The organism is Paraburkholderia lebeckiae (assembly GCF_014201005.1).
GTDB lineage: Bacteria > Pseudomonadota > Gammaproteobacteria > Burkholderiales > Burkholderiaceae > Paraburkholderia > Paraburkholderia tuberum.
In genome coordinates this window covers 371,375-390,960 of the sequence record NZ_JACHDK010000007.1, presented here as the reverse complement: position 1 = coordinate 390,960, position 19,586 = coordinate 371,375, and the positions used below count along the sequence as shown (strand labels likewise).

Below are 19,586 nucleotides of genomic sequence, written 5' to 3'. Positions count from 1 at the left end.
GTGCGGATTGCCCGTGTGAAAGTAGGTAATCGTCAGGCTCCCCCCCACGTCAGAAACCCCACCCGCCGCGGTGGGGTTTTTGCGTTTACGCGGCCGACTTTGCGCGCTTCACTACTTTCCGATCCGCAACGCATCCGCGTAACCCGTCGACTTCCGACACGGTCGTCTAAAATCCGTGTCCTTCAGGCTCAGCCGGTCAGCACCTCCTCCAAACACACTAACCCCGCTTACGCGCCGGCGCTCGATCGGATCCCCCTGCGATAAAGCGGTCGAGTCTTTCGCTGGCCTCCGTAATCGCCCAAAGCGGAGCGCGATGCAGCTGCCGATCGTAGCTCGTTGCGATCGATGCAAAGAGCGCGAATCCCGCTTCGTCCAGCTTCCATTCGTTGCGTTCCCGACCTGCGTCGAACACCATCGCCGAGGCGCGGTCCGCGGCGTGGAGCTCTTCGTCGCTCATCGAGCCAAAGCCGGCATCAGCGAGGTAGCTGGTCAACAGCATGATCTGCGTGACCGTCTGCGCATCGCTCTTCGTACCGAGGCCGCGGCGCAGTGCGTCGAGCGACAGATGAACTCGCAACGCGAGATCGTCGGCGATCTGGCGCGCGATGGGCAACAGCATGGCTTTGGCATGCCGCGCGCGGGCGGCGCCAGTGTTGCGGAAAGGAATTGGTTGTGCCATGAAGATCCGAGGGGTTTGCCTGAGCACATGCAATAACGGCGCGCTTCGCAAAAGGTTGAGCCTTCATTGCGTTTTAGCCGCTTCCTTCGACGAAAACGTTTGCTGGCGGCCACTTGGGCGCAGATTGCCGGCACGTCGCGGCGTCCGTCGTCGAGCGAATTGGCACCTACATCGCCCGCGAAGCGCCGTGCACTCCCCACGAATCCAGCGGCTTTGCTTCCTATGCTTGCCCACGGAAAGGCGTCGCCGCATTGCCACCTCGCGCGCGTCCGGCCATCTGCCTCGGCGAAACCTCTCTATCATGACGATTGGAGCAACGCCGGCCAGCAAGCCGGAACGGAGCAAGTCCCGCCGGCAAGCGCCATCCAGCTGTCTTCGACCCGAGGATGCATCGATGCAGACTCATTCATCCAACGTTGTCTCGACGCCTGCCGATTTGCGGATCGACGGCGCGCGGCTGTGGGACAGTCACATGCAGCTCGCGCGGATCGGCGCGACCGACAAACGCGGTGTCTGCCGTCTAGCACTGATCGAACTCGACCGTGAGGCACGCGATCAGTTCATCGCGTGGGCGAAGGAGATCGGCCGCACGGTGCCGGTCGACGCGATCGGCAATATTTTCGCGGGGAGGACGGGGCTGCATGACGATCTGCCGCACAAAATGACGGGCAGCCATCTCGACACGCAGCCGACCGGCGGCAAATTCGACGGCAATTATGGTGTAGTGGCAGGGCTGGAGGTGCTGCGCCCGCTGGCCGAGGCCAACGTGCAGACCATCGCGCCGCTCGAGGTTGCCATGTGGACCAACGAGGAGGGCTCGCGATTCTTGCCGGTGATGATGGGCTCCGGCGTGTTCGCCGGCGCATTCACGCTCGAGCACGCGCTAGCGGCGATCGGCTATGCCGGCGAGCATCGCAAGTCGCACGCTGTCGGCGCATATTTCGAGGGGCATATCGAACAGGGGGCCATGCTCGAAGCGCACGACAAAGTCATCGGCGTCGTGCAGGGCGCGCTCGGGCAACGCTGGTACGACCTGACCGTGCACGGCATGGAAGCGCACACGGGGCCGATGGCGCTGCGCGGCGACGCGCTGCTCGTCGCCGCGGATCCGATCCATGCGTTGAACCGTATCGCGCTCGATCACGCGCCGCATGGCCGTAGCACGGTCGGCTGGCTCGACGTGCATACAAACTCGCGCAACGTCATTGCGGGCCGCGTGAAATTCAGCGTCGAGCTGCGCGCAGCCGATGACGCATCGCTCACTGTCATGGACCTCGCATGGCGTGCAGCGTGCGCGCAGGCGGGTAGCAATGGGGGCAACGCCGCCACCAACGCCGCCGCCAACAGCGCGAGCAGCAGCTTTGACGCCCCCATCACCATCGACATCGAGCAGGTCGTCTACTTCCCGCCGCAGCGATTCGCCGCGCAATGGATCGCCGAGGTCAGGCAGAGCGCGGAGCGGCTCGGTGTATCGTCGATGAACGCGATCAGCGGCGCGGGCCAGGACGCCGCCTATCTCGCGCGCGTCGCACCCAGCGCGATGATCTTAGTTCCCTGCAAGGACGGCATCAGCCACAACGAAATCGAGGACGCGCGCGCCGATCATCTGGAAGCCGGCTGCAATGTGCTGCTGCAGGTGATGCCGAGCGCGGCGTCGAGAACGGGGAGCATGCGCGCATGAAGATCCTGATCGCACGAATGAACCACGAGACCAACACGTTCTCGCCAGTAGAGACCCCGCTGGCCGCATTCGGCCGCAACGGTCCGAGCTACGGCCGCGCCGCATTCGACGAAAACAAGGGCATGCAGACCGCGATGGCCGCGTTCATCGACGCCGCCGAGCGCGTGCATGCCGAAATCGTGACGCCGATCTCCGCCATGGCGAATCCGAGCGGGCCGGTCGACGCCGCCGCCTACGATGCGATCTGCGACGCGATCGTGGCAGCCGCGACGGGTTGCGACGCGGTGATGCTCGATCTGCACGGCGCGATGGTCGCCGAGAACTCGACCGACGGTGAAGGCGATCTGCTCAGGCGCGTGCGTGCGTCGCTGCCGCACGCGCCGATCGCGGTCGCGCTCGATCTGCATGGCAACGTCACGCAAAAAATGATCGACAACGCCGACGTCATCGTCGGCTTCAAGACCTATCCGCACGTCGACATGTACGAGACTGGCGCACATGCTGCGCGCTTGCTGTTCGACATGATCGAGGGCCACGCGAAGCCGGTGATCGCGTGGCGTCAGCCGCCGCTGCTCACGCACACGCTGCGCAGCGCGAGCGTTGACGGCGCGATGAAACGCGCGCTCGATGCCGCGCGCGCCGCCGAGGCCGACGGCATGCTCGCGGTGTCGGTGCTGGCGGGCTTCTCGCTCGCCGATATCGAAGCGCCATGCATTAGCGTCGTCGTCGTGGGCAATGGCGAGCGCGCGGATGCGGAGGCGGTCGCCGAGCGCATCGCGCGGCAGATCTGGGACGAGCGCGACGATTTCGTCTATCGCAGCGCGCCACTTGCCGAATCGGTCGCGCGGGCGGCATCGCTGGCACGCGCCGCCGATAAACCGGTGCTGATGCTCGATCAAGGCGACAACTGCATGTCGGGCGGTACGTGCGACACGATGGATTTGCTCGAGGAAGCGTTGAGGCAGGGCCTCGAAGGTATCGTCAGCGGGCCGTTGTGCGATCCGCAGGCGGTCGCGGCCCTGGCGGCCTCGGGTGTCGGTAGCACGGTCACGCTCGCGATCGGCAACAAGCTCACAAACGATGCATTGCCCTCGCGTTCGCCGCTTGCCCTGACCGGCGTCGTGCGCGCGCTGACCGACGGCGAATACGTGATCAGCGGCCCGACCTACACCGGCCAGCGCGCGTACATGGGGCGCGCGGCAGTGCTCGACACCGGCACGGTGAAACTCGTCGTGACCGAACGAACGCATGAGCCGTGGGATCTCGGCGTGTTCGAGAGCGTCGGCATCGATCCGCGCCGCGCGCGTTTTCTGCTGCTCAAATCACGCATGTATTGCCGGCCGGTTTTCGTGCCGATCGCGGAGGCACTCGTCGAATGCGATAGCCGCGGCGTCACGAGTTCAGACTATGGTCTGTTCAGCTTTGAGCACGTGAAGCGGCCGGTTTATCCATTGGACCCTCACACCGAATGGACCGCGACGAACTGATCAACATGCATGCGTTTCGACAAATCGCGGCAAGGGCTTGTGCGGTCCGCATTGAGTCTCTATAATTCGCGCCTCTAAAGGCTCGTAGCTCAGTTGGTTAGAGCACCACCTTGACATGGTGGGGGTCGTTGGTTCGAATCCAATCGAGCCTACCAACGCATCTGTGACGTAGACGAAAGCGGTTCCGCTTTCGTCTACGGTCCTGTCAAATCGATCCAGTCGTTCCCTCAGTTTCGCCGCTCGGCATCACGTCCCCTTCGTTTTCGTTGTCCGCTCTTGGCTCGTGCACATTCATGCGCGCTCTCTCGCTGTTGCGTCGTCGTTCGACAATGCGCTGTACAGTTGGACCTTCCGCTTTCGCCGCCGACCCGACTGCCGTTCCCATCGCATCTTCGATCATGCGATGCCGGCAGCATCCAACGGAGCTGACGCAATGAAGAAGCTCATCAACGATGTGTCCACCGTGGTCCCCGATATGCTCGACGGGCTCATCGCGCTCAATCCCCAACTCTCGCTGTTGCAAGGCGGCACGATCGTCTTGCGCGCCGATGCCCAGGCCGCGGCCGCGCGCGGCGAGGTCGCGCTGATCTCGGGCGGCGGCTCGGGCCACGAGCCCGCGCACGGCGGCTATGTGGGCCACGGCATGCTGAGCGCGGCGGTGGCCGGCGAGGTCTTCACCTCGCCCTCCATCGACGCCGTGCTCGACGCGATACGCGCGGTGGCCGGCCCCGCGGGCGCGTTGCTGATCGTCAAGAACTACACGGGCGACCGCTTCAACTTCGGCCTCGCGGCCGAAATCGCGCGCGCCGAGGGCATCCTCGTTGAGATGATGATGGTCGCCGACGACGTCGCGCTGAGCGCGAGCGGCGATCACGCGGGCCGTCGCGGACTCGCGGGCACAGTGTTGGTTCACAAGATCGCGGGCGCGGCGGCCGCGCGCGGTTTGCCGTTGGCCGAGGTCGCGCGGCTCGCTCGGGAAGCGACCGCATCGCTCGGCACGATGGGCGTCGCGCTGACGCCGTGCACGGTGCCGGCCGCGGGCAAGCCCGGCTTCGCGCTGGGCGATGGCGAAATCGAATGGGGCCTCGGCATTCATGGCGAACCCGGCGTGGCCCGCGGCGCGCTGGAGCCGGCCGACGCGATCGTCGGCAAGCTGCTTGCAAAGATCGTCGACGATCTCGCGTTGCAGGCGGGCGAGCGCGTCGCGCTGCTCGTCAACAATCTGGGTGGCACGCCGCCGAGCGAACTCAACGTGGTGGCTGGTGCCGCGCTGCGCGCGCTTGCCGGGCGCGGCATCGAAGTCGCGCGCGCGTGGGCCGGCACGTTCCTGAGCGCGCTCGAAATGACCGGCGTCTCGCTGACGCTGCTGCGTATCGATGACGAACGGCTGAGCCTGCTCGACGCCGCCTCACAGACGAGCGCATGGCCTGCGTTGAGCGGCCGCGTCGCGCAGGTCGCGGTGCGTGCGGCGCCACCCGCGCCGCAAAGCGCGAGCGGCGCGACGCTCGCGCGTGACGCGACGCTGCGGCGCGCGATCGAAGCGGTCTGCGAGTGCCTGCTGGCGGCCGAGCCGACATTGACCGAAATGGACCAGCGCGTCGGCGACGGCGACCTCGGCATCAGCCTCGCGCGCGGCGCACGCGCGGTGCAGCTCGAACTCGATTCCTACGCGTGCGCAACCACCCCGGGCGCGGTTTTGCGCGGCACGTCGGGTCCGCTATACGCGGTGATGCTGTTGCGCGCGGCGGCCGCGCTCGAACAGTCGAGCGGGACCACCGCACGGCAATGGGCGACGGCGTTCAGCGCCGGTGTCGATGGGTTGATGGAACTGGGGGGCGCGAGGTCGGGCGATCGGACGATGGTCGATGCGCTGAGGCCCGCAGCCGACGCGTTGCACGACGCACTCGCTCGGGGCGCGTCGACGGATGCCGCATTGCAAGCCGCCGTCGGTGCGGCAAGCGATGGCACGTCTCGTACCGCATCGATGCATCCGCGGCGCGGACGTTCGAGCTATGTCGGCGAGCGCGCACTCGGTCATGCGGACCCGGGCGCGCACGCGGTCGCGTTGTGGCTCGCGGCGATTCGCGACGCGCTTCCCCGTTAGGCGCAGGCGGACGCGAACGTTACGGCGAACGCAAGGGACGAGCGCACTTTCACAGCAGGGAAAACTACGCCGCCGTCACGGCCGCAGCAGATCGAGCCCCGCGAACACCACGACGCCGCTCAGCGCGATCAGCGCCACCGAGTGCTGTCCAACGTACAGCAGCCCGGCAGCGGACCAACACGTGACAGCGAATGCGGCTATACGTTTCATGCTTCCTTCTTCTACGACTCGAACTCAAAAACCGACTCAGAAGCCCAACGTAACGGCCAGCACTCCACTGACGACACCGCACACCACCACTGCACAGGCCACCACCGTCAGCACGCGCCGCGGAAACGACCGCGCGAGCATCGCGAGCGACGGCACGCTGACGAGCGGCAGCGTCATCAGCAGCGCACCGGCGGGGCCGGCGGCCATGCCGAACGACAGCATAGCCTGAATGATCGGCACTTCACCCGCGGTCGGAATCACGAACAGCGTGCCGGCGATCGACAGCGCGATGATCCACAGCAGGCTGTTGTCGACGTCCGGGCCGATGTGCGGAAACAGCCACGCGCGCGCCGCGCCGAGAATCAGCACGAGCGCGATGTATTCCGGCACGAGCCGCAGCGTCATGCGCCCCAGAATCGTGATCCAGCGCGAGAACGCGGTGCCTGGATCGTCGGCGCTGACCAGTTGCGCGACGGCCTCTCGCGACGCTTGCGCTTCCTGCGGCGTGACCATGCGGTTCACGACGTAGCCAAGGCCGAACACCATCACGATGCCGAGCGCGAGGCGCAGGCCCATCCACTGCCAGCCGAGCACGAAGCCCATGAAGATCAGCGTAGCGGGATTCAGCGCGGTATTACCGAGCCAAAAAGCAATCGCCGCGCCCGGCGCCGCTTCACGCGCGCGCAGGCCCGCGACGAGCGGCGCCGCGCAGCAGGTGCACATCATGCCCGGCAACGACATCAGGCCGCCTTTGACGACGCTGTTGAAGTCGGCACGGCCGAGCGCGCGCGCGACCCATTGCGGCGGAATCAGCGCTTGTACCGCGGAGCCGAGCAGCAGGCCAAGCACCATCGCCTGCCAGATTGCCTTGCCGTAAGCGAGCGCGAAGTCGATCGCGGCCTGCCATGAGGCCGCCGGCGCGCTCGCGGACGTGCCCATCAGGATCGACTTGCCGATCGAATGCTGGCTCGCGGCGACGAACGCGCGGTTGTAGTACGGAAACCACTTCACATAGAAGAGGCCGACGACGGCGATCAGCAGGAACACGATCCAGCCAAGCGTGACGCGGGGTTGCCGAAGGGTTGATTGCATGATGGTTGTTGAATGTCGTTGTGGATCAACCGACGACTAGCGTGCGGGTATCGAGCTGCGCGAGCAGCATTTTCGCCTGCTCGACGATGTCGGCGTCGTTCGGGCGGAAATCGAGTTGCAGCGCGTCCGGCAACTCCTCGAAATGCTGGCCGCTGCTGCGCGCGTATGCGGGATCGTAGTGCCGTTCGATCAGTTCGCGCGCGAGTTCGGCGCGCCGGTTCTCGTCGACGAGCCGCAGCCAGCCCGTGACTCGCTCGCGGCTGTGCAGACCGATCAACCGTTCCAACTGTCCCTTGAAGTAATCGCGATGCTCGAACAGATGCGCGTAATCCTGCAACAGGAACGCCGCGCGGTCCTCGCTGCTCGAGCGCACCTCGACGCACGCGCCGCGATGAAACGTTTCGAGCAGTGCAAGCGGCAGCGTGACGGAGCCGATGCGCCGGCTTTCCGCCTCGACGAACACCGGCCGGTTCACGTCGAAGTCGCGCAGCGCGGTGACGAGCAGCGTGTCGAAACGCTTTTGCGACGGCTGCGCCACGCCCGTATACGCGCCGAGCAGCGAGCCGCGATGCGAGGCGAGCGCCTCGAGGTCGAGCGTCTGCGCGCCGGCCTCGTGCAGCGCCGACAGCAGCCGCGTCTTGCCGCTGCCGGTCGGGCCCACGAGCGTGATATAGCTGAAACGGCGCGGCAGGGTTTCGAGCCTCTCCAGCGTGGCGCGCCGGTAGCTCTTGTAGCCGCCGTCGAGTTGCCGCGCCGACCAGCCGATCATGTTGAACAGAGTCGTGACCGAGCCCGAACGCTTGCCGCCGCGCCAGCAGTAGATCAGCGGGCGCCAGTTGCGCGGCCGGTCGGCAAACGTGGTTTCCAGATGATGCGCGATGTTGCGCGCGACTAACGCGGCGCCGAGCCGCGTGCCCTCGAACGGCGACACCTGCTTGTAGGTCGTGCCGACCAGCACGCGTTCCTCGTTGCTCAGCACTGGCGCGTTGGTCGCGCCCGGAATATGGTCTTCCTCGAACTCGAGCGGAGTGCGAACGTCGACGATTTCATCGAAATCGCCGGCTTTGTCGAGGCTGACTAGAAGACTTTTCAAGGGAGTAGGGAGAAAACGGACCGCGGGAAGACCGAAATTATCGCATGGGCGGCTCGTTCGGGCCGGTTATATGCGTCCTTCCCGGGGTGCTCCAGTGACGTCCTTCAGCCGCCTGCCTCAGATGACTTCGACCCGCGCTTCCCCGCTCATCAGCTCGCCGATCACCCGTGCGTCGGCAAAGCCATCGGCGCGGAACAGCGCGAGCACTTCGTCGACCGCTTCGGGCGCGCACGACACCAGCAGCCCGCCCGACGTCTGCGGATCGGTCAACAACGCGCGGGCGGCGGACGGCAAGGTGGCGGGCAGCACCACGTCGTGACCGTAGGCATCCCAGTTGCGGCCCGATGCGCCGGTGAAAATGCCGGCTTGCGCGAGGCTCGCGACGTTCGGCAGCCACGGCAGGTCCGCGTAGCGCACGCGCGCGGTCAGCTTCGAGCCGCGCGCGAGTTCCAGCGTGTGGCCGAGCAGGCCGAAGCCGGTGATATCGGTCAGCGCATGTACGCCGTCGAGCCGCGCCAGCTCGGCGCCCGGCCGGTTCAGCTTGGTGGTCGCGCCGATCATTGCCGCGTAGCCGGCCTCGTCGAGCCGGTCTTTCTTCAGTGCCGCGGACAGAATCCCGACGCCGAGTGGCTTGCCGAGGATCAGCACGTCTCCGGCCTGGCCGCCCGAGTTGCGCTTGACGCGCTTCGGATCGACGATGCCCAGCGCGACGAGGCCGTAAATCGGCTCGACCGAATCGATCGAATGGCCGCCCGCGACCGGGATGCCTGCTTCCGCGCAGACCGATTCGCCGCCTTTCAGCACGGCCGCGATCACGTCGTGCGGCAGCACGTTGATCGGCATGCCGACGATCGCGAGCGCCATGATCGGCTTGCCGCCCATCGCGTAGACGTCGGAGATCGCGTTGGTCGCGGCGATGCGGCCGAAGTCGAATGGATCGTCGACGATCGGCATGAAGAAATCGGTGGTCGCGACGATCGCCTGGTCTTCGTTGAGCTTGTAGACGGCGGCGTCGTCGGCGGTGTCGTTGCCGACCAGCAGGTTGGGGAAGAACGGCAGCGGCGCGCTGCGCTTGAGCAGATCGGCGAGCAGGCCGGGCGCGATCTTGCAGCCGCAGCCGCCGCCGTGCGACAGGCTGGTCAGGCGGGGCGACTGGCTTGCTTGGACTTGGGTCATGGAGGCGAGAGTTGGGGTTCGTCGAATGACCGCATTATGAGGGTTGTTTTCACACTGTGCAGCGTCGGCACGGGCGCAAACCGGCCTGTATGCCGAAACCGTTTCGAACCCGTTTAGCCAGCGATAAACGGCCGCGTAAAAAATACTAATGCCGAAGGAAATGCAAACGGCATGTACGCGCGATGAAACGAATTCTTAATGCTACAACGCAATCCCGCGGCGCCGCGCGAATCGATCCGCGTCGACAGTTAACAAACCAGTTATCGCGATTCCAGAACCTCATTTATTACTGCCCGCGCCGGTCCCATACAGGCCATTGTCAAATCCGCCAGCCCCTTCGGGTTTTTCTTGACCGGCGGTTTTGCCGCGCGCGTTACCTTGCCCGCTGTCTTTCGACTGAGGTTTTTGCGATTCATGAACCGCCGAAGCAGCCGGTTCGGGCGTCGAACCCGTCGCGGACGAGCGGCTTTCCATTTGCGAAGAGCCGCGCGGCTGGGGAATCTGCGCGGAGCTGGGCGGGCTCGAGGCCAACAGCGCGGCGCCGACGAGCGCCGGCGAGGCCGCGCCGCGTGCCGCGCGACAGGAGAAAGTCGGGTAGCTCATAGGAGTGCAATATCCGCCGATCAGGTCAATGGGAGGCACTATTCGCGGATACAGCATGAATGGTGCCCAGCAGCGGGAATAAATCGTGCAGGGAGAGTGCCGCCCTTCATTCAAGTGAGTTTCGCATGTCCTCTTTAGCCGGGTGGCGAAGGCACTACGATCTCGCTGCATGTCGCGAAACGGCATCTATAATCAATTTTGTCCCCAAATGAGCCGAGGCCATGCAATGACGCAAATGACTCGGCGACAATTCCTGAAGGTCTCTGCCACGACACTTGCCGGATCGAGCCTGGCCCTGATGGGCTTCTCGCCGACACCCGCGCTGGCCGAAGTCCGTCAGTACAAATTGTCGCGTGCGACTGAAACCCGCAACACCTGCCCGTACTGTTCGGTGGGCTGCGGCATCCTGATGTACGGTCTTGGCGACGAGGCCAAGAATGTGAAGACGAGCATCTTCCACATCGAGGGCGACCCCGACCATCCGGTCAATCGCGGCACGCTGTGCCCGAAGGGCGCGAGCCTGATCGACTTCATCCATAGCCCGAGCCGTCTGCGCTATCCCGAGTACCGCGCGGCCGGGGCGAACGAGTGGAAGCGCATCTCGTGGGAAGACGCGCTAGACCGCATCGCGAAGCTGATGAAGGAAGACCGCGACGCGAACTTCGTCGAGACGACCGCGGACGGCAAGAAGGTCAACCGCTGGCTGACTACCGGCATGCTCGCGGCATCGGCCGGCAGCAACGAGGTGGGTTATCTGACGCACAAGACTGTTCGCAGTCTTGGCATGCTCGGATTCGACAATCAGGCGCGTGTCTGACATGGCCCGACGGTGGCAGGTCTTGCCCCGACGTTTGGCCGTGGAGCGATGACGAACCATTGGGTCGACATCAGAAACGCGGACGTGATTCTCGTGATGGGCGGCAATGCGGCCGAGGCACACCCATGCGGTTTCAAATGGGTCACCGAAGCCAAGGCGCACCGCAAGGCGCGCCTGATCGTGGTCGACCCGCGCTTTACGCGTACGGCGTCGGTAGCGGACTACTTCGTGCAGATCCGCACCGGTACGGACATTGCGTTTCTCGGCGGGGTGATCAACTACCTGCTGACGAACGACAAGATCCAGCACGAGTACGTGAAGAACTACACGGACATGCCGTTCATCGTGCGTGAGGATTTCGCGTTCAAGGACGGCCTGTTTTCCGGCTACAACGCCGAAAAGCGCAGCTACGACAAGACCTCGTGGGACTACGAGCGCGGCGACGACGGCTTCGCCAAGGTCGACCCGACGCTGCAGGACCCGCGCTGCGTCTATCAGCTGATGAAGCAGCACTACTCTCGCTACACGCCCGAGCAGGTCGAGAAAATCTGCGGCGTGCCGAAGGAGAAGTTCCAGCACGTGTGCGAGATGCTCGCGTCGACGTCGGTGCCGAACCGCGCGGCCACGATCATGTACGCGCTCGGCTGGACGCATCACTCGATCGGCTCGCAGATGATCCGCACCGGCGCGATGGTGCAGCTGCTGCTCGGCAACATCGGCATCGCGGGCGGCGGCATGAACGCGCTGCGCGGCCATTCGAACATCCAGGGCCTGACGGATCTCGGCCTGATGTCGAACCTGCTGCCGGGCTACATGACGCTGCCCATGGAAGCGGAGCAGGACTTCGACGCCTACATCGCGAAGCGCGCCACGCAGCCGCTGCGGCCGAACCAGCTGAGCTACTGGCGCAACTATCGCGCGTTCCACGTGAGCTTCATGAAATCGTGGTGGGGCGACAAGGCGACCGCCGACAACAACTTCGCTTTCGACTATCTGCCGAAGCTCGATAAGTCCTACGACCTGCTGCAGGTCTTCGAGCTGATGAATCAGGGCAAAATGACCGGCTACCTCGCGCAGGGCTTCAACCCGCTTGCCGCCGCGCCGTTCAAGGCGAAGAACGGCGCGGCGCTGGCCAAGCTGAAGTGGCTCGTGATCATGGATCCGCTCGCGACCGAAACGTCGGAGTTCTGGAAGAACCACGGCCCGTTCAACGACGTCGACAGCGGCTCGATCCAGACCGAGGTGTTCCGTCTGCCGACCACCTGCTTCGCCGAGGAACGCGGCTCGCTCGTTAGTTCGAGCCGGGTGCTGCAGTGGCACTGGCAGGGCGCGAACGGTCCCGGCGAAGCGAAGAGCGACCTCGACATCATGGCGGGGCTGTGGCTGCGTATTCGCGACGCTTATCGCAAGGACGGCGGCAAGTATCCCGATCCGATCCTGAACATGAGCTGGCCGTATGCGAACCCGGAAAGCCCGACGCCCGAAGAACTCGCAATGGAGTTCAACGGCAAGGCACTCGCGGACGTTACCGATCCGAAGGACACGACCAAGGTGCTCGCGAAGAAGGGCGAGCAGCTCGCGAGTTTCGCGCTGCTGCGCGACGACGGCTCGACCTCGAGCGGCTGCTGGATCTTCTGCGGCGCGTGGACCCAGGCGGGCAACCAGATGGGCCGCCGCGACAACTCGGACCCGACCGGCATCGGCAACACGCTGAACTGGGCCTGGGCATGGCCGGTGAACCGGCGAGTTCTGTACAACCGCGCGTCGTGCGACCTCAGCGGCAAGCCGTTCGATCCGACGCGCAAGCTGATCGCGTGGAACGGCAGCAAGTGGTCGGGCGCCGACATTCCGGACTTCAAGGTCGACGAGCCGCCCGAAAACGGCATGAATCCGTTCATCATGAATCCGGAAGGGGTCGCTCGGTTCTTCGCGCGCGAGAATATGGTGGAAGGGCCATTCCCCGAGCACTACGAGCCGTTCGAAACGCCGCTCGGCTACAACCCGCTGCATCCGGACAACAAGTTGGCCGTCAGCAATCCGGCGGCGCGCGTGTTCCCGGACGACAAGGCCACGTTCGGCACGCACGAGAACTTTCCGCATACGGCGACCACTTATCGTCTGACCGAGCATTTCCACTACTGGACCAAACACGCGCATCTGAACGCGATCATCCAGCCCGAGCAATTCGTCGAAATTGGCGACGACCTCGCGAAGGAGATCGGCGTGGTGGCCGGCGACCGGGTCAAGGTGAGCTCGAACCGTGGGCATGTGGTTGCCGTCGCGGTCGTGACGAAGCGGATCAAACCGCTGATGATCGAAGGCAAGAAGGTGCAGACCGTCGGGCTGCCGCTGCATTGGGGCTTCATGGGAGTCGCAAGGCCGGGCTATCTCGTCAATACGCTGACGCCCCCGGTGGGCGACGGGAATTCGCAGACACCGGAATTCAAGTCGTTCCTCGTCAAGGTCGAAAAGGCATAAGGAAAAGAGATGGCACTGCAATCACTGGACATCAGACGCGTTTCGGCCACCACCAGGCAGCCGCCGGTGATTCGCGAGCCGGCCACGGGCACGGTCGCGAAGCTCATCGACGTGTCGAAGTGCATCGGCTGCAAGGCCTGTCAGACGGCTTGCATGGAGTGGAACGATCTGCGCGACGAGATCGGCGTGAACGTGGGCGTCTACGACAACCCGCCCGACCTCACCGAGAATTCGTGGACCGTCATGCGGTTTGCCGAGTACGAGAATTCCGCCGGCGATATCGAATGGCTGATCCGCAAGGACGGCTGCATGCACTGCGAGGACCCGGGCTGCCTGAAGGCCTGTCCGGCGCCGGGCGCGATCGTGCAGTACACGAACGGCATCGTGGATTTCCACCAGGAGAACTGCATCGGCTGCGGCTTCTGCATCGCCGGCTGCCCGTTCGACATCCCGCGTATGTCGCAGAAGGATCGCCGCGTGTACAAGTGCACGCTGTGTTCGGATCGTGTGGCGGTCGGCCAGGAGCCGGCGTGCGTGAAGACCTGCCCGACCGGCGCGATCATGTTCGGCACCAAGGAGGACATGAAGCAGCAGGCCGAGGACCGCATCGTCGATCTGAAGGAGCGCGGTTTTCAGAACGCTGGCCTGTATAACCCGGACAAGGTCGGCGGTACGCATGTGATGTACGTGTTGCACCACGCCGACCGGCCGTCGCTGTATCACGGCCTGCCGGACGATCCGCGCATCAGTCCACTGGTCTCGTTGTGGAAGGGCATAGCCAAGCCGATCGGGCTCGCCATTATGGGGATCGCCGCGCTCGCGGGCTTCTTCCACTACACGCGCGTCGGCCCGAACGAGGTGTCCGAGGCCGACGAAGCCGCAGCCGTCAAGGAAGCCGAAGAAGCACGCCGTTCGCGGGAGGGTACGCAATGAAGCACTCTGAGCACACCGATTTCACGGACGTAGCGGGCAACCGCCTGATCGTGCGCTATACGCCGAACGAGCGCACGAATCATTGGATCACCGCGATCTGTTTCATCCTGCTTGCGCTGTCCGGTCTCGCGATGTTCCATCCGTCGATGGCGTTTCTGTACGCGGTACTCGGCGGCGGGCAGTGGACGCGGATTCTGCACCCGTTCATTGGCTGCGTGATGTTCATCTCGTTCCTGATTCTTGCGTTGCGCTTCTGGCATCACAACTATCTGGACCAGGCGGATATCCAGTGGATGAAGCAGATCGGCGACGTGCTGAACAATCGCGAGGAACGCCTGCCCGCAATCGGCAGGTACAACGCCGGGCAGAAGCTGCTGTTCTTCGTGATGGTGATCTGTATGCTGCTGCTGTTGCTGAGCGGCATCGTGATCTGGCGGCGCTACTTTTCGTTCTATTTCCCGATTGGTGTGATCCGGCTCTCGGCGCTCGTACATGCATTTGTGGCGTTTTTGCTGATCGTCGGCATCATCGTGCATATCTATGCGGCGCTGTGGGTCAAGGGCTCCGTGGGTGCGATGACACGTGGCACCGTCACGTATGGCTGGGCGCGCAAGCACCATCCGAACTGGTTCAGGGAAATCATCGGCAAGTAAATACGCTCCATGGACTCTGCTCCGATGCGGACTCTAATGCACTGGACGCAGCGCCCCTCGCACCGGGCCGCCGCGCCTCGTCGATGACGGGCGGCGGCCCTTCAGTTTTCAGAGGTCGATATCTTGACTCAACGCATTCTCGAAGCCGCCGACATCGAGTCGCTCGATCCCTCGGCAATACCCCGCATCCGCATGCCCGAGCGGCTCGCGGTATTCGCGCCGCGCGCCGCGCGCCTGCGTCAGCTCGCCTCGCGCGGCAATCCGATCGCCGGCTACCTGCGGCTCATGGCGGCGCTCGCCGATGCCCAGCAGGCGGTGCTCGCGCACTTCAAGGCCCAGCCACCGAGCCCCGAGCTGATCGCGAGCGCGCAGCAGTATTCGATGCCGCTGATTCCGGCGCTGTCCGGCGCGCGCGATCCGGCGTGGCGCGACGTGCTGCTACAACTGCTCGACAAGGTCGAAGCGGCGGGTCCGTTGACGCCGCCGCTCGTGGCGTTGTTCGCGCGCCTGCGCTCGCTCGACGTCGCTGCGCTCGAAGCGCAGGCCGACGCGATCTTCGCGCAGCGCTTCGCCGACGTCGAGCCGGCGAGCGCGCCGTTCATCATGGCCGCGCTGCAGGTCGTATGGACCGACCTCGCCGCCGACATCGACAAGCGCGCCGTACCGTACCTCGACACACCGGGCCTGTGCCCGGTGTGCGGCTCGCATCCGGTGGCGAGCACGCTGCGCATTGGCGGCGCGTACGACAACTATCGCTATCTGCAATGCGGATTGTGCGCGACCGAATGGCATATGGTCCGTAGTAAATGCTCGAACTGCGATTCGACGAAGGGCATCGCGTACCAGGTAGCCGGCTCGCCCGACGCCGACGCAGCCGCGCGCGAGGCCGAATCGAAAAACGCCGCGCTGAAGGCGGAGTCGTGCGACGAATGCCATACTTACCGCAAGATCGGCATCCAGGCGAAGGACTACGAGTTCGATCCATTCGCGGACGACCTCGCGAGCCTCACGCTCGATCTGCTGATGGGCGCGGAAGGTTACCGGCGCGCGTCGCCGCATCCATGGCTGTGGCCGGAGCAGACGGCCGGCGCGGCCGAACCAGAGGGCGACGAGTCGGCCTGACGGCGACCTGACCGGAGCCAAGTTCAAAACGACATAAGGATTGCTCGTGAGCGATGTGAGCAGCTCGGCATTGCGCGCGCTGATGGCGCGCGTGCCGTCGGTGGACAAGGTGTTGGCGTCGGAAGAATTCGCGCCGCTCATCGGCGCATACGGCCGCACCCAGGTACTCAACGCGCTGCGCGACGCGCTCGATGCGTGGCGCATCAGCGCGCAATCGGGCGATGCGGCGGCCAACCCGGCGGTGAGTGCGCTCGATACCGCGCAGCTGCATGCGTCGGTCGCCGCGGCGCTGCTCGCGCGTAACGCGTCGCGGCTGCGCAGCGTGTTCAATCTGACCGGCACCGTGTTGCACACGAACCTCGGCCGCGCGCTGCTGCCCGATGAGTCGGTGCGCGCCGTGATGAGCGCGCTCACGCAACCGGCCAACCTCGAGTTCGATCTCGCCACCGGCACGCGCGGCGACCGCGACGATCTGATCGACGATCTGATCTGCGAGCTGACCGGCGCCGAAGCGGCGACCATCGTCAACAACAACGCCGCCGCGGTGCTGCTCACGCTGTCCGCGCTCGCGGCGAAGAAGGAAGTGGTGGTGTCGCGCGGCGAACTCGTCGAAATCGGCGGCGCGTTTCGCATTCCCGACATCATGAGCCGCGCGGGCGCGAAGCTGCGCGAAGTCGGCACGACGAACCGCACCCATCTGAAGGACTATGAACAGGCGATCAACGCGCGTACCGCGCTGCTGATGAAAGTCCATGCGAGCAACTATGCGATCAGTGGCTTCACGAAGGAAGTCGGCATCGAAGAGATCGCGCCGCTTGCGCACGCGCGCGGGCTTGCGGTCGCCGTCGATCTCGGCAGCGGTACGCTCGTCGATCTCGCCGAATGGGGCTTGCCGCGCGAGCCGACGGTGCGCGAGACCGTCGCGGCCGGCGCCGATCTGGTCACGTTCAGCGGCGACAAGCTGCTCGGCGGCCCACAGGCCGGGTTGATCGTCGGGCGGCGCGATCTGATCGCGAAGATCAAGAAGCATCCGCTGAAGCGCGCACTGCGGGTCGGCAAGCTGACACTCGCGGCGTTGGAGCCTGTGCTCCAGTTGTATCGCGCGCCGGAGAAGTTGACGGAGCGGCTGACCACGCTACGGCTCCTCACGCGGCCCGCCGAAGATATTCACGGCGCCGCGCAGCGCGTGTTACCGGCGTTACAGCAGGCGATCGACGCGCGCTACAGCGTGGCCGCGGAGCCGATGTTCAGCCAGATCGGCAGCGGCGCCTTGCCCGTCGACGTGCTGCCGAGCTATGGCCTCGTCATCAGGATGACCGACGGCAAGCGCGGCGGCCGTCATCTGCTCGCGCTCGAAAAGCAGTTGCGCGAGATGGCGCGGCCGGTGCTCGGCCGGATCGCCGACGACGCGTTGCGGCTCGATCTGCGCTGCCTCGAAGCCGCCGACGAAGCGCAATTGATCGCACAGCTGATCGCGCAACCGAAAAGCAACTGAAGGACGGGCACGCATGATCGTCGGTACTGCTGGGCATATCGACCACGGTAAAACGAGCCTCGTGAAGGCACTCACCGGCGTCGACACGGACCGGCTCAAGGAAGAAAAAGCGCGCGGCATTTCGATCGAGCTCGGCTACGCGTACGTACCGCTCGACAACGGCGACGTGCTCGGTCTGATCGACGTGCCGGGCCACGAAAGGCTCGTGCATACGATGACCGCGGGCGCGAGCGGCATCGACTTCGCGCTGCTCGTAATCGCCGCCGATGACGGCGTGATGCCGCAAACGCGCGAACATCTGGCGATCGTCGAACTGCTCGGCATCCGGCGCGGCGCAATCGCGTTGACGAAAGTGGATCGCGTCGACGACGAGCGGCTGCGCGAAGTGCGCGATGAAGTGAGCGCGTTCGTCGCTGGCAGCGTGCTGCGCGACGCGCCGGTATTCGATACCTGCGCGACGCGCGCGGGCGATGCGGGCGTCGCCGCGCTGAACGCGCATCTGCGCGAGCAGGCCGCCGCATGGCGCATGAAGCGCGACGACGGCCTGTTCCGCCTCGCCGTCGATCGCGTGTTCACGCTCGCGGGGCAGGGCACGATCGTCACCGGGACCGTAGTGGCGGGCAGCGTGAGCGTCGGCGACACGATGCTGCTCGCGCCGAAAAACGAACCGGTGCGCGTGCGCAGCATCCACGCGCAGAATCGCCCCGCCGAAACCGGTCGCGCCGGCCAGCGTTGCGCGCTGAATCTGGCGGGCATCGAGAAGAGTGCGATCGAGCGCGGCGACTGGATCGTCGATCCGCGACTGTCGCAAGCGAGCGAGCGCATCGACGTCGCGTTGACGCTGCTCGCCGACGCGCCGCACGCGCTCGAACATTGGGAGCCGCTGCACGTGCATCTCGGCACGCAGCATCAGGTTGCGCATGTCGCGCTGCTCGAAGGCGACACGCTCGCGCCCGGTCAGCGCGCGCGCGTGCAACTCGTGTTCGAGCGGCCGCTGTGCGCGGTGTCGGGCGATCGCTTCGTCGTGCGTAACGCTCAGGCCAATCGCACGGTGGGCGGCGGGCACGTGCTCGATGCGTTCGCTCCGGCGCGCAAGCGGCGCTCGCCGGAGCGCTTCGGCTGGCTCGACGCGATGCAGTCGCTGCTCGACACCGGCTCACTCGACGCGCTGTTCGCGCGCGCACCGCACGGTTTGTCGCGGGCGTTGCTGGAGCGCCTCACGGGGATGCCGGCGGCGGCGCTCGCGTTGCCCGCCCCGACACGCACGATCGAACTGCCGGGCCATGACGCGCTGCTGGTCGCGGACGCGACATGGCACACGCTCGAGGGGCGCCTGACGAGTGCGCTCGCGCAATACCACGAGCGCTCGCCCGACGAACTCGGCCCGGACGTGTCGCGCTTGCGGCGCATCGCGGCGCCACCGGTCGACGACGCGCTGTGGCGCGCGCTGGTCGACGATGCGGCGGCGCGTGGCGAGCTCGTCAGACGCGGACCGTGGCTGCATTTGCCCGGCCACGCCGTGACGCTCGACGCCGCCGATCAGGCGCTTGCCGCGACGCTGCTGGCCGAGATCGAGGCGGGGCGTTTCGATCCGCCGTGGGTGCGCGAGCTCGCGAACGCGCACGGTGTGCCGGAGCAGCGCGTGCGTCAGTTGCTGCGCAAGCTCGCGCGTCAGGGCGAGCTGTTCCAGGTCGTGCACGACCTGTTCTATCACCAGAAGGTGATTCGCGAACTTGCGTCGATCGCGGCGGCGGAGGCGCACAAGAACGGCGGCACCGTGGCGGCCGCGCCGTTTCGCGACGCGACCGGGCTCGGCCGAAAACGCGCGATCCAGCTTTTGGAGTTCTTCGACCGGGTTGGGTATACTCGCTTTCACCGTGGCCTGCACCTCGTGCGCACGGATAGCCGCTGGCTCGATCTGCCTTGACCTGGCTGGCGGTCTGTTTCTATCGGGCTCGCGTCA

Annotated in this window: 15 protein-coding genes and 1 tRNA gene; 10 read left to right on the top strand and 6 right to left on the bottom strand. The window is 65.5% G+C overall.

All coding sequences use genetic code 11. The features are described from left to right. Positions 1-217: 217 nt before the first annotated feature. Positions 218-679, bottom strand: a complete 462-nt coding sequence (locus tag HDG39_RS16645) for a hypothetical protein (protein ID WP_184007022.1) — start codon at positions 677-679, stop codon at positions 218-220. A 394-nt stretch (positions 680-1,073) separates the two neighbouring features. On the opposite strand from HDG39_RS16645, the gene HDG39_RS16640 reads away from it, so the two are divergent. The 4 genes from HDG39_RS16640 (at position 1,074) to HDG39_RS16625 (ending at position 5,951) form a co-directional block, all read left to right on the top strand. Beyond that, the gene (locus HDG39_RS16640; protein WP_184006992.1) at positions 1,074-2,360 is read left to right on the top strand and encodes an allantoate amidohydrolase; all 1,287 of its coding nucleotides are present in this window, start codon (positions 1,074-1,076) and stop codon (positions 2,358-2,360) included. Beyond that, a complete protein-coding gene (locus HDG39_RS16635; RefSeq protein WP_184006991.1) occupies positions 2,357-3,847 on the top strand; it encodes a M81 family metallopeptidase in 1,491 nt (496 codons plus the stop codon). Before HDG39_RS16640 ends, HDG39_RS16635 begins: the two co-directional genes overlap by 4 nt. A 78-nt stretch (positions 3,848-3,925) precedes the next feature. Next, positions 3,926-4,002: transfer RNA gene (locus HDG39_RS16630), tRNA-Val, on the top strand. Positions 4,003-4,280: 278 nt separating this feature from the next. Next, positions 4,281-5,951, top strand: a complete 1,671-nt coding sequence (locus HDG39_RS16625) for a dihydroxyacetone kinase family protein (RefSeq protein ID WP_184006990.1) — start codon at positions 4,281-4,283, stop codon at positions 5,949-5,951. A 75-nt stretch (positions 5,952-6,026) separates the two neighbouring features. On the opposite strand, the gene HDG39_RS35085 is transcribed toward HDG39_RS16625, so the two are convergent. The 5 genes from HDG39_RS35085 to HDG39_RS16605 form a co-directional block, all read right to left on the bottom strand. Then, a complete protein-coding gene (locus tag HDG39_RS35085) occupies positions 6,027-6,161 on the bottom strand; it encodes a hypothetical protein (protein ID WP_260327971.1) in 135 nt (44 codons plus the stop codon). Positions 6,162-6,197: 36 nt separating this feature from the next. After that, on the bottom strand, positions 6,198-7,253 hold the full coding sequence (locus tag HDG39_RS16620) for a permease (protein WP_184006989.1): 1,056 nt from the start codon (positions 7,251-7,253) through the stop codon (positions 6,198-6,200). 25 nt (positions 7,254-7,278) lie between these two features. Further along, entirely contained in the window at positions 7,279-8,346 is a 1,068-nt protein-coding gene (gene mnmH / locus HDG39_RS16615; RefSeq protein WP_184006988.1) for a tRNA 2-selenouridine(34) synthase MnmH, read from the bottom strand. A 117-nt stretch (positions 8,347-8,463) separates the two neighbouring features. Continuing rightward, positions 8,464-9,522, bottom strand: a complete 1,059-nt coding sequence (gene selD, locus HDG39_RS16610) for a selenide, water dikinase SelD (RefSeq protein WP_184006987.1) — start codon at positions 9,520-9,522, stop codon at positions 8,464-8,466. A 279-nt stretch (positions 9,523-9,801) separates the two neighbouring features. Beyond that, positions 9,802-10,125: a beta-xylosidase gene (locus tag HDG39_RS16605; protein WP_184006986.1), complete on the bottom strand. Its 324-nt coding sequence runs from the start codon at positions 10,123-10,125 to the stop codon at positions 9,802-9,804. A 226-nt stretch (positions 10,126-10,351) separates the two neighbouring features. Here HDG39_RS16605 and fdnG point away from each other — a divergent pair, with 226 nt between their 5' ends. From fdnG to selB, 6 genes are all read left to right on the top strand, one after another. Next, positions 10,352-13,420: a formate dehydrogenase-N subunit alpha gene (gene fdnG, locus HDG39_RS16600; RefSeq protein WP_184006985.1), complete on the top strand. Its 3,069-nt coding sequence runs from the start codon at positions 10,352-10,354 to the stop codon at positions 13,418-13,420. 9 nt (positions 13,421-13,429) lie between these two features. Further along, on the top strand, positions 13,430-14,353 hold the full coding sequence (gene fdxH / locus HDG39_RS16595) for a formate dehydrogenase subunit beta (RefSeq protein WP_184006984.1): 924 nt from the start codon (positions 13,430-13,432) through the stop codon (positions 14,351-14,353). Continuing rightward, entirely contained in the window at positions 14,350-15,006 is a 657-nt protein-coding gene (locus HDG39_RS16590) for a formate dehydrogenase subunit gamma (protein WP_184006983.1), read from the top strand. The genes fdxH and HDG39_RS16590 overlap by 4 nt, the downstream gene beginning before the upstream one ends. Positions 15,007-15,129: 123 nt before the next feature. Then, on the top strand, positions 15,130-16,128 hold the full coding sequence (gene fdhE, locus HDG39_RS16585) for a formate dehydrogenase accessory protein FdhE (RefSeq protein ID WP_184006982.1): 999 nt from the start codon (positions 15,130-15,132) through the stop codon (positions 16,126-16,128). Between the two features lie 46 nt (positions 16,129-16,174). After that, positions 16,175-17,623, top strand: coding sequence for an L-seryl-tRNA(Sec) selenium transferase (selA, locus tag HDG39_RS16580; protein ID WP_184006981.1), 1,449 nt, complete (start codon positions 16,175-16,177; stop codon positions 17,621-17,623). Positions 17,624-17,636: 13 nt separating this feature from the next. Then, a complete protein-coding gene (gene selB / locus HDG39_RS16575) occupies positions 17,637-19,550 on the top strand; it encodes a selenocysteine-specific translation elongation factor (protein WP_184006980.1) in 1,914 nt (637 codons plus the stop codon). The last annotated feature ends 36 nt before the right edge of the window (positions 19,551-19,586 follow it).

Coding starts and splice junctions, on each gene's coding strand:
- HDG39_RS16645 (WP_184007022.1), bottom strand. CDS start 679: ATGGCACAACCAATTCCTTTCCGCAACACTGGCGCCGCCCGCGCGCGG.
- selD (WP_184006987.1), bottom strand. CDS start 9,522: ATGACCCAAGTCCAAGCAAGCCAGTCGCCCCGCCTGACCAGCCTGTCG.
- HDG39_RS16640 (WP_184006992.1), top strand. CDS start 1,074: ATGCAGACTCATTCATCCAACGTTGTCTCGACGCCTGCCGATTTGCGG.
- HDG39_RS16605 (WP_184006986.1), bottom strand. CDS start 10,125: ATGAGCTACCCGACTTTCTCCTGTCGCGCGGCACGCGGCGCGGCCTCG.
- selB (WP_184006980.1), top strand. CDS start 17,637: ATGATCGTCGGTACTGCTGGGCATATCGACCACGGTAAAACGAGCCTC.
- HDG39_RS35085 (WP_260327971.1), bottom strand. CDS start 6,161: ATGAAACGTATAGCCGCATTCGCTGTCACGTGTTGGTCCGCTGCCGGG.
- HDG39_RS16625 (WP_184006990.1), top strand. CDS start 4,281: ATGAAGAAGCTCATCAACGATGTGTCCACCGTGGTCCCCGATATGCTC.
- HDG39_RS16620 (WP_184006989.1), bottom strand. CDS start 7,253: ATGCAATCAACCCTTCGGCAACCCCGCGTCACGCTTGGCTGGATCGTG.
- HDG39_RS16635 (WP_184006991.1), top strand. CDS start 2,357: ATGAAGATCCTGATCGCACGAATGAACCACGAGACCAACACGTTCTCG.
- fdxH (WP_184006984.1), top strand. CDS start 13,430: ATGGCACTGCAATCACTGGACATCAGACGCGTTTCGGCCACCACCAGG.
- HDG39_RS16590 (WP_184006983.1), top strand. CDS start 14,350: ATGAAGCACTCTGAGCACACCGATTTCACGGACGTAGCGGGCAACCGC.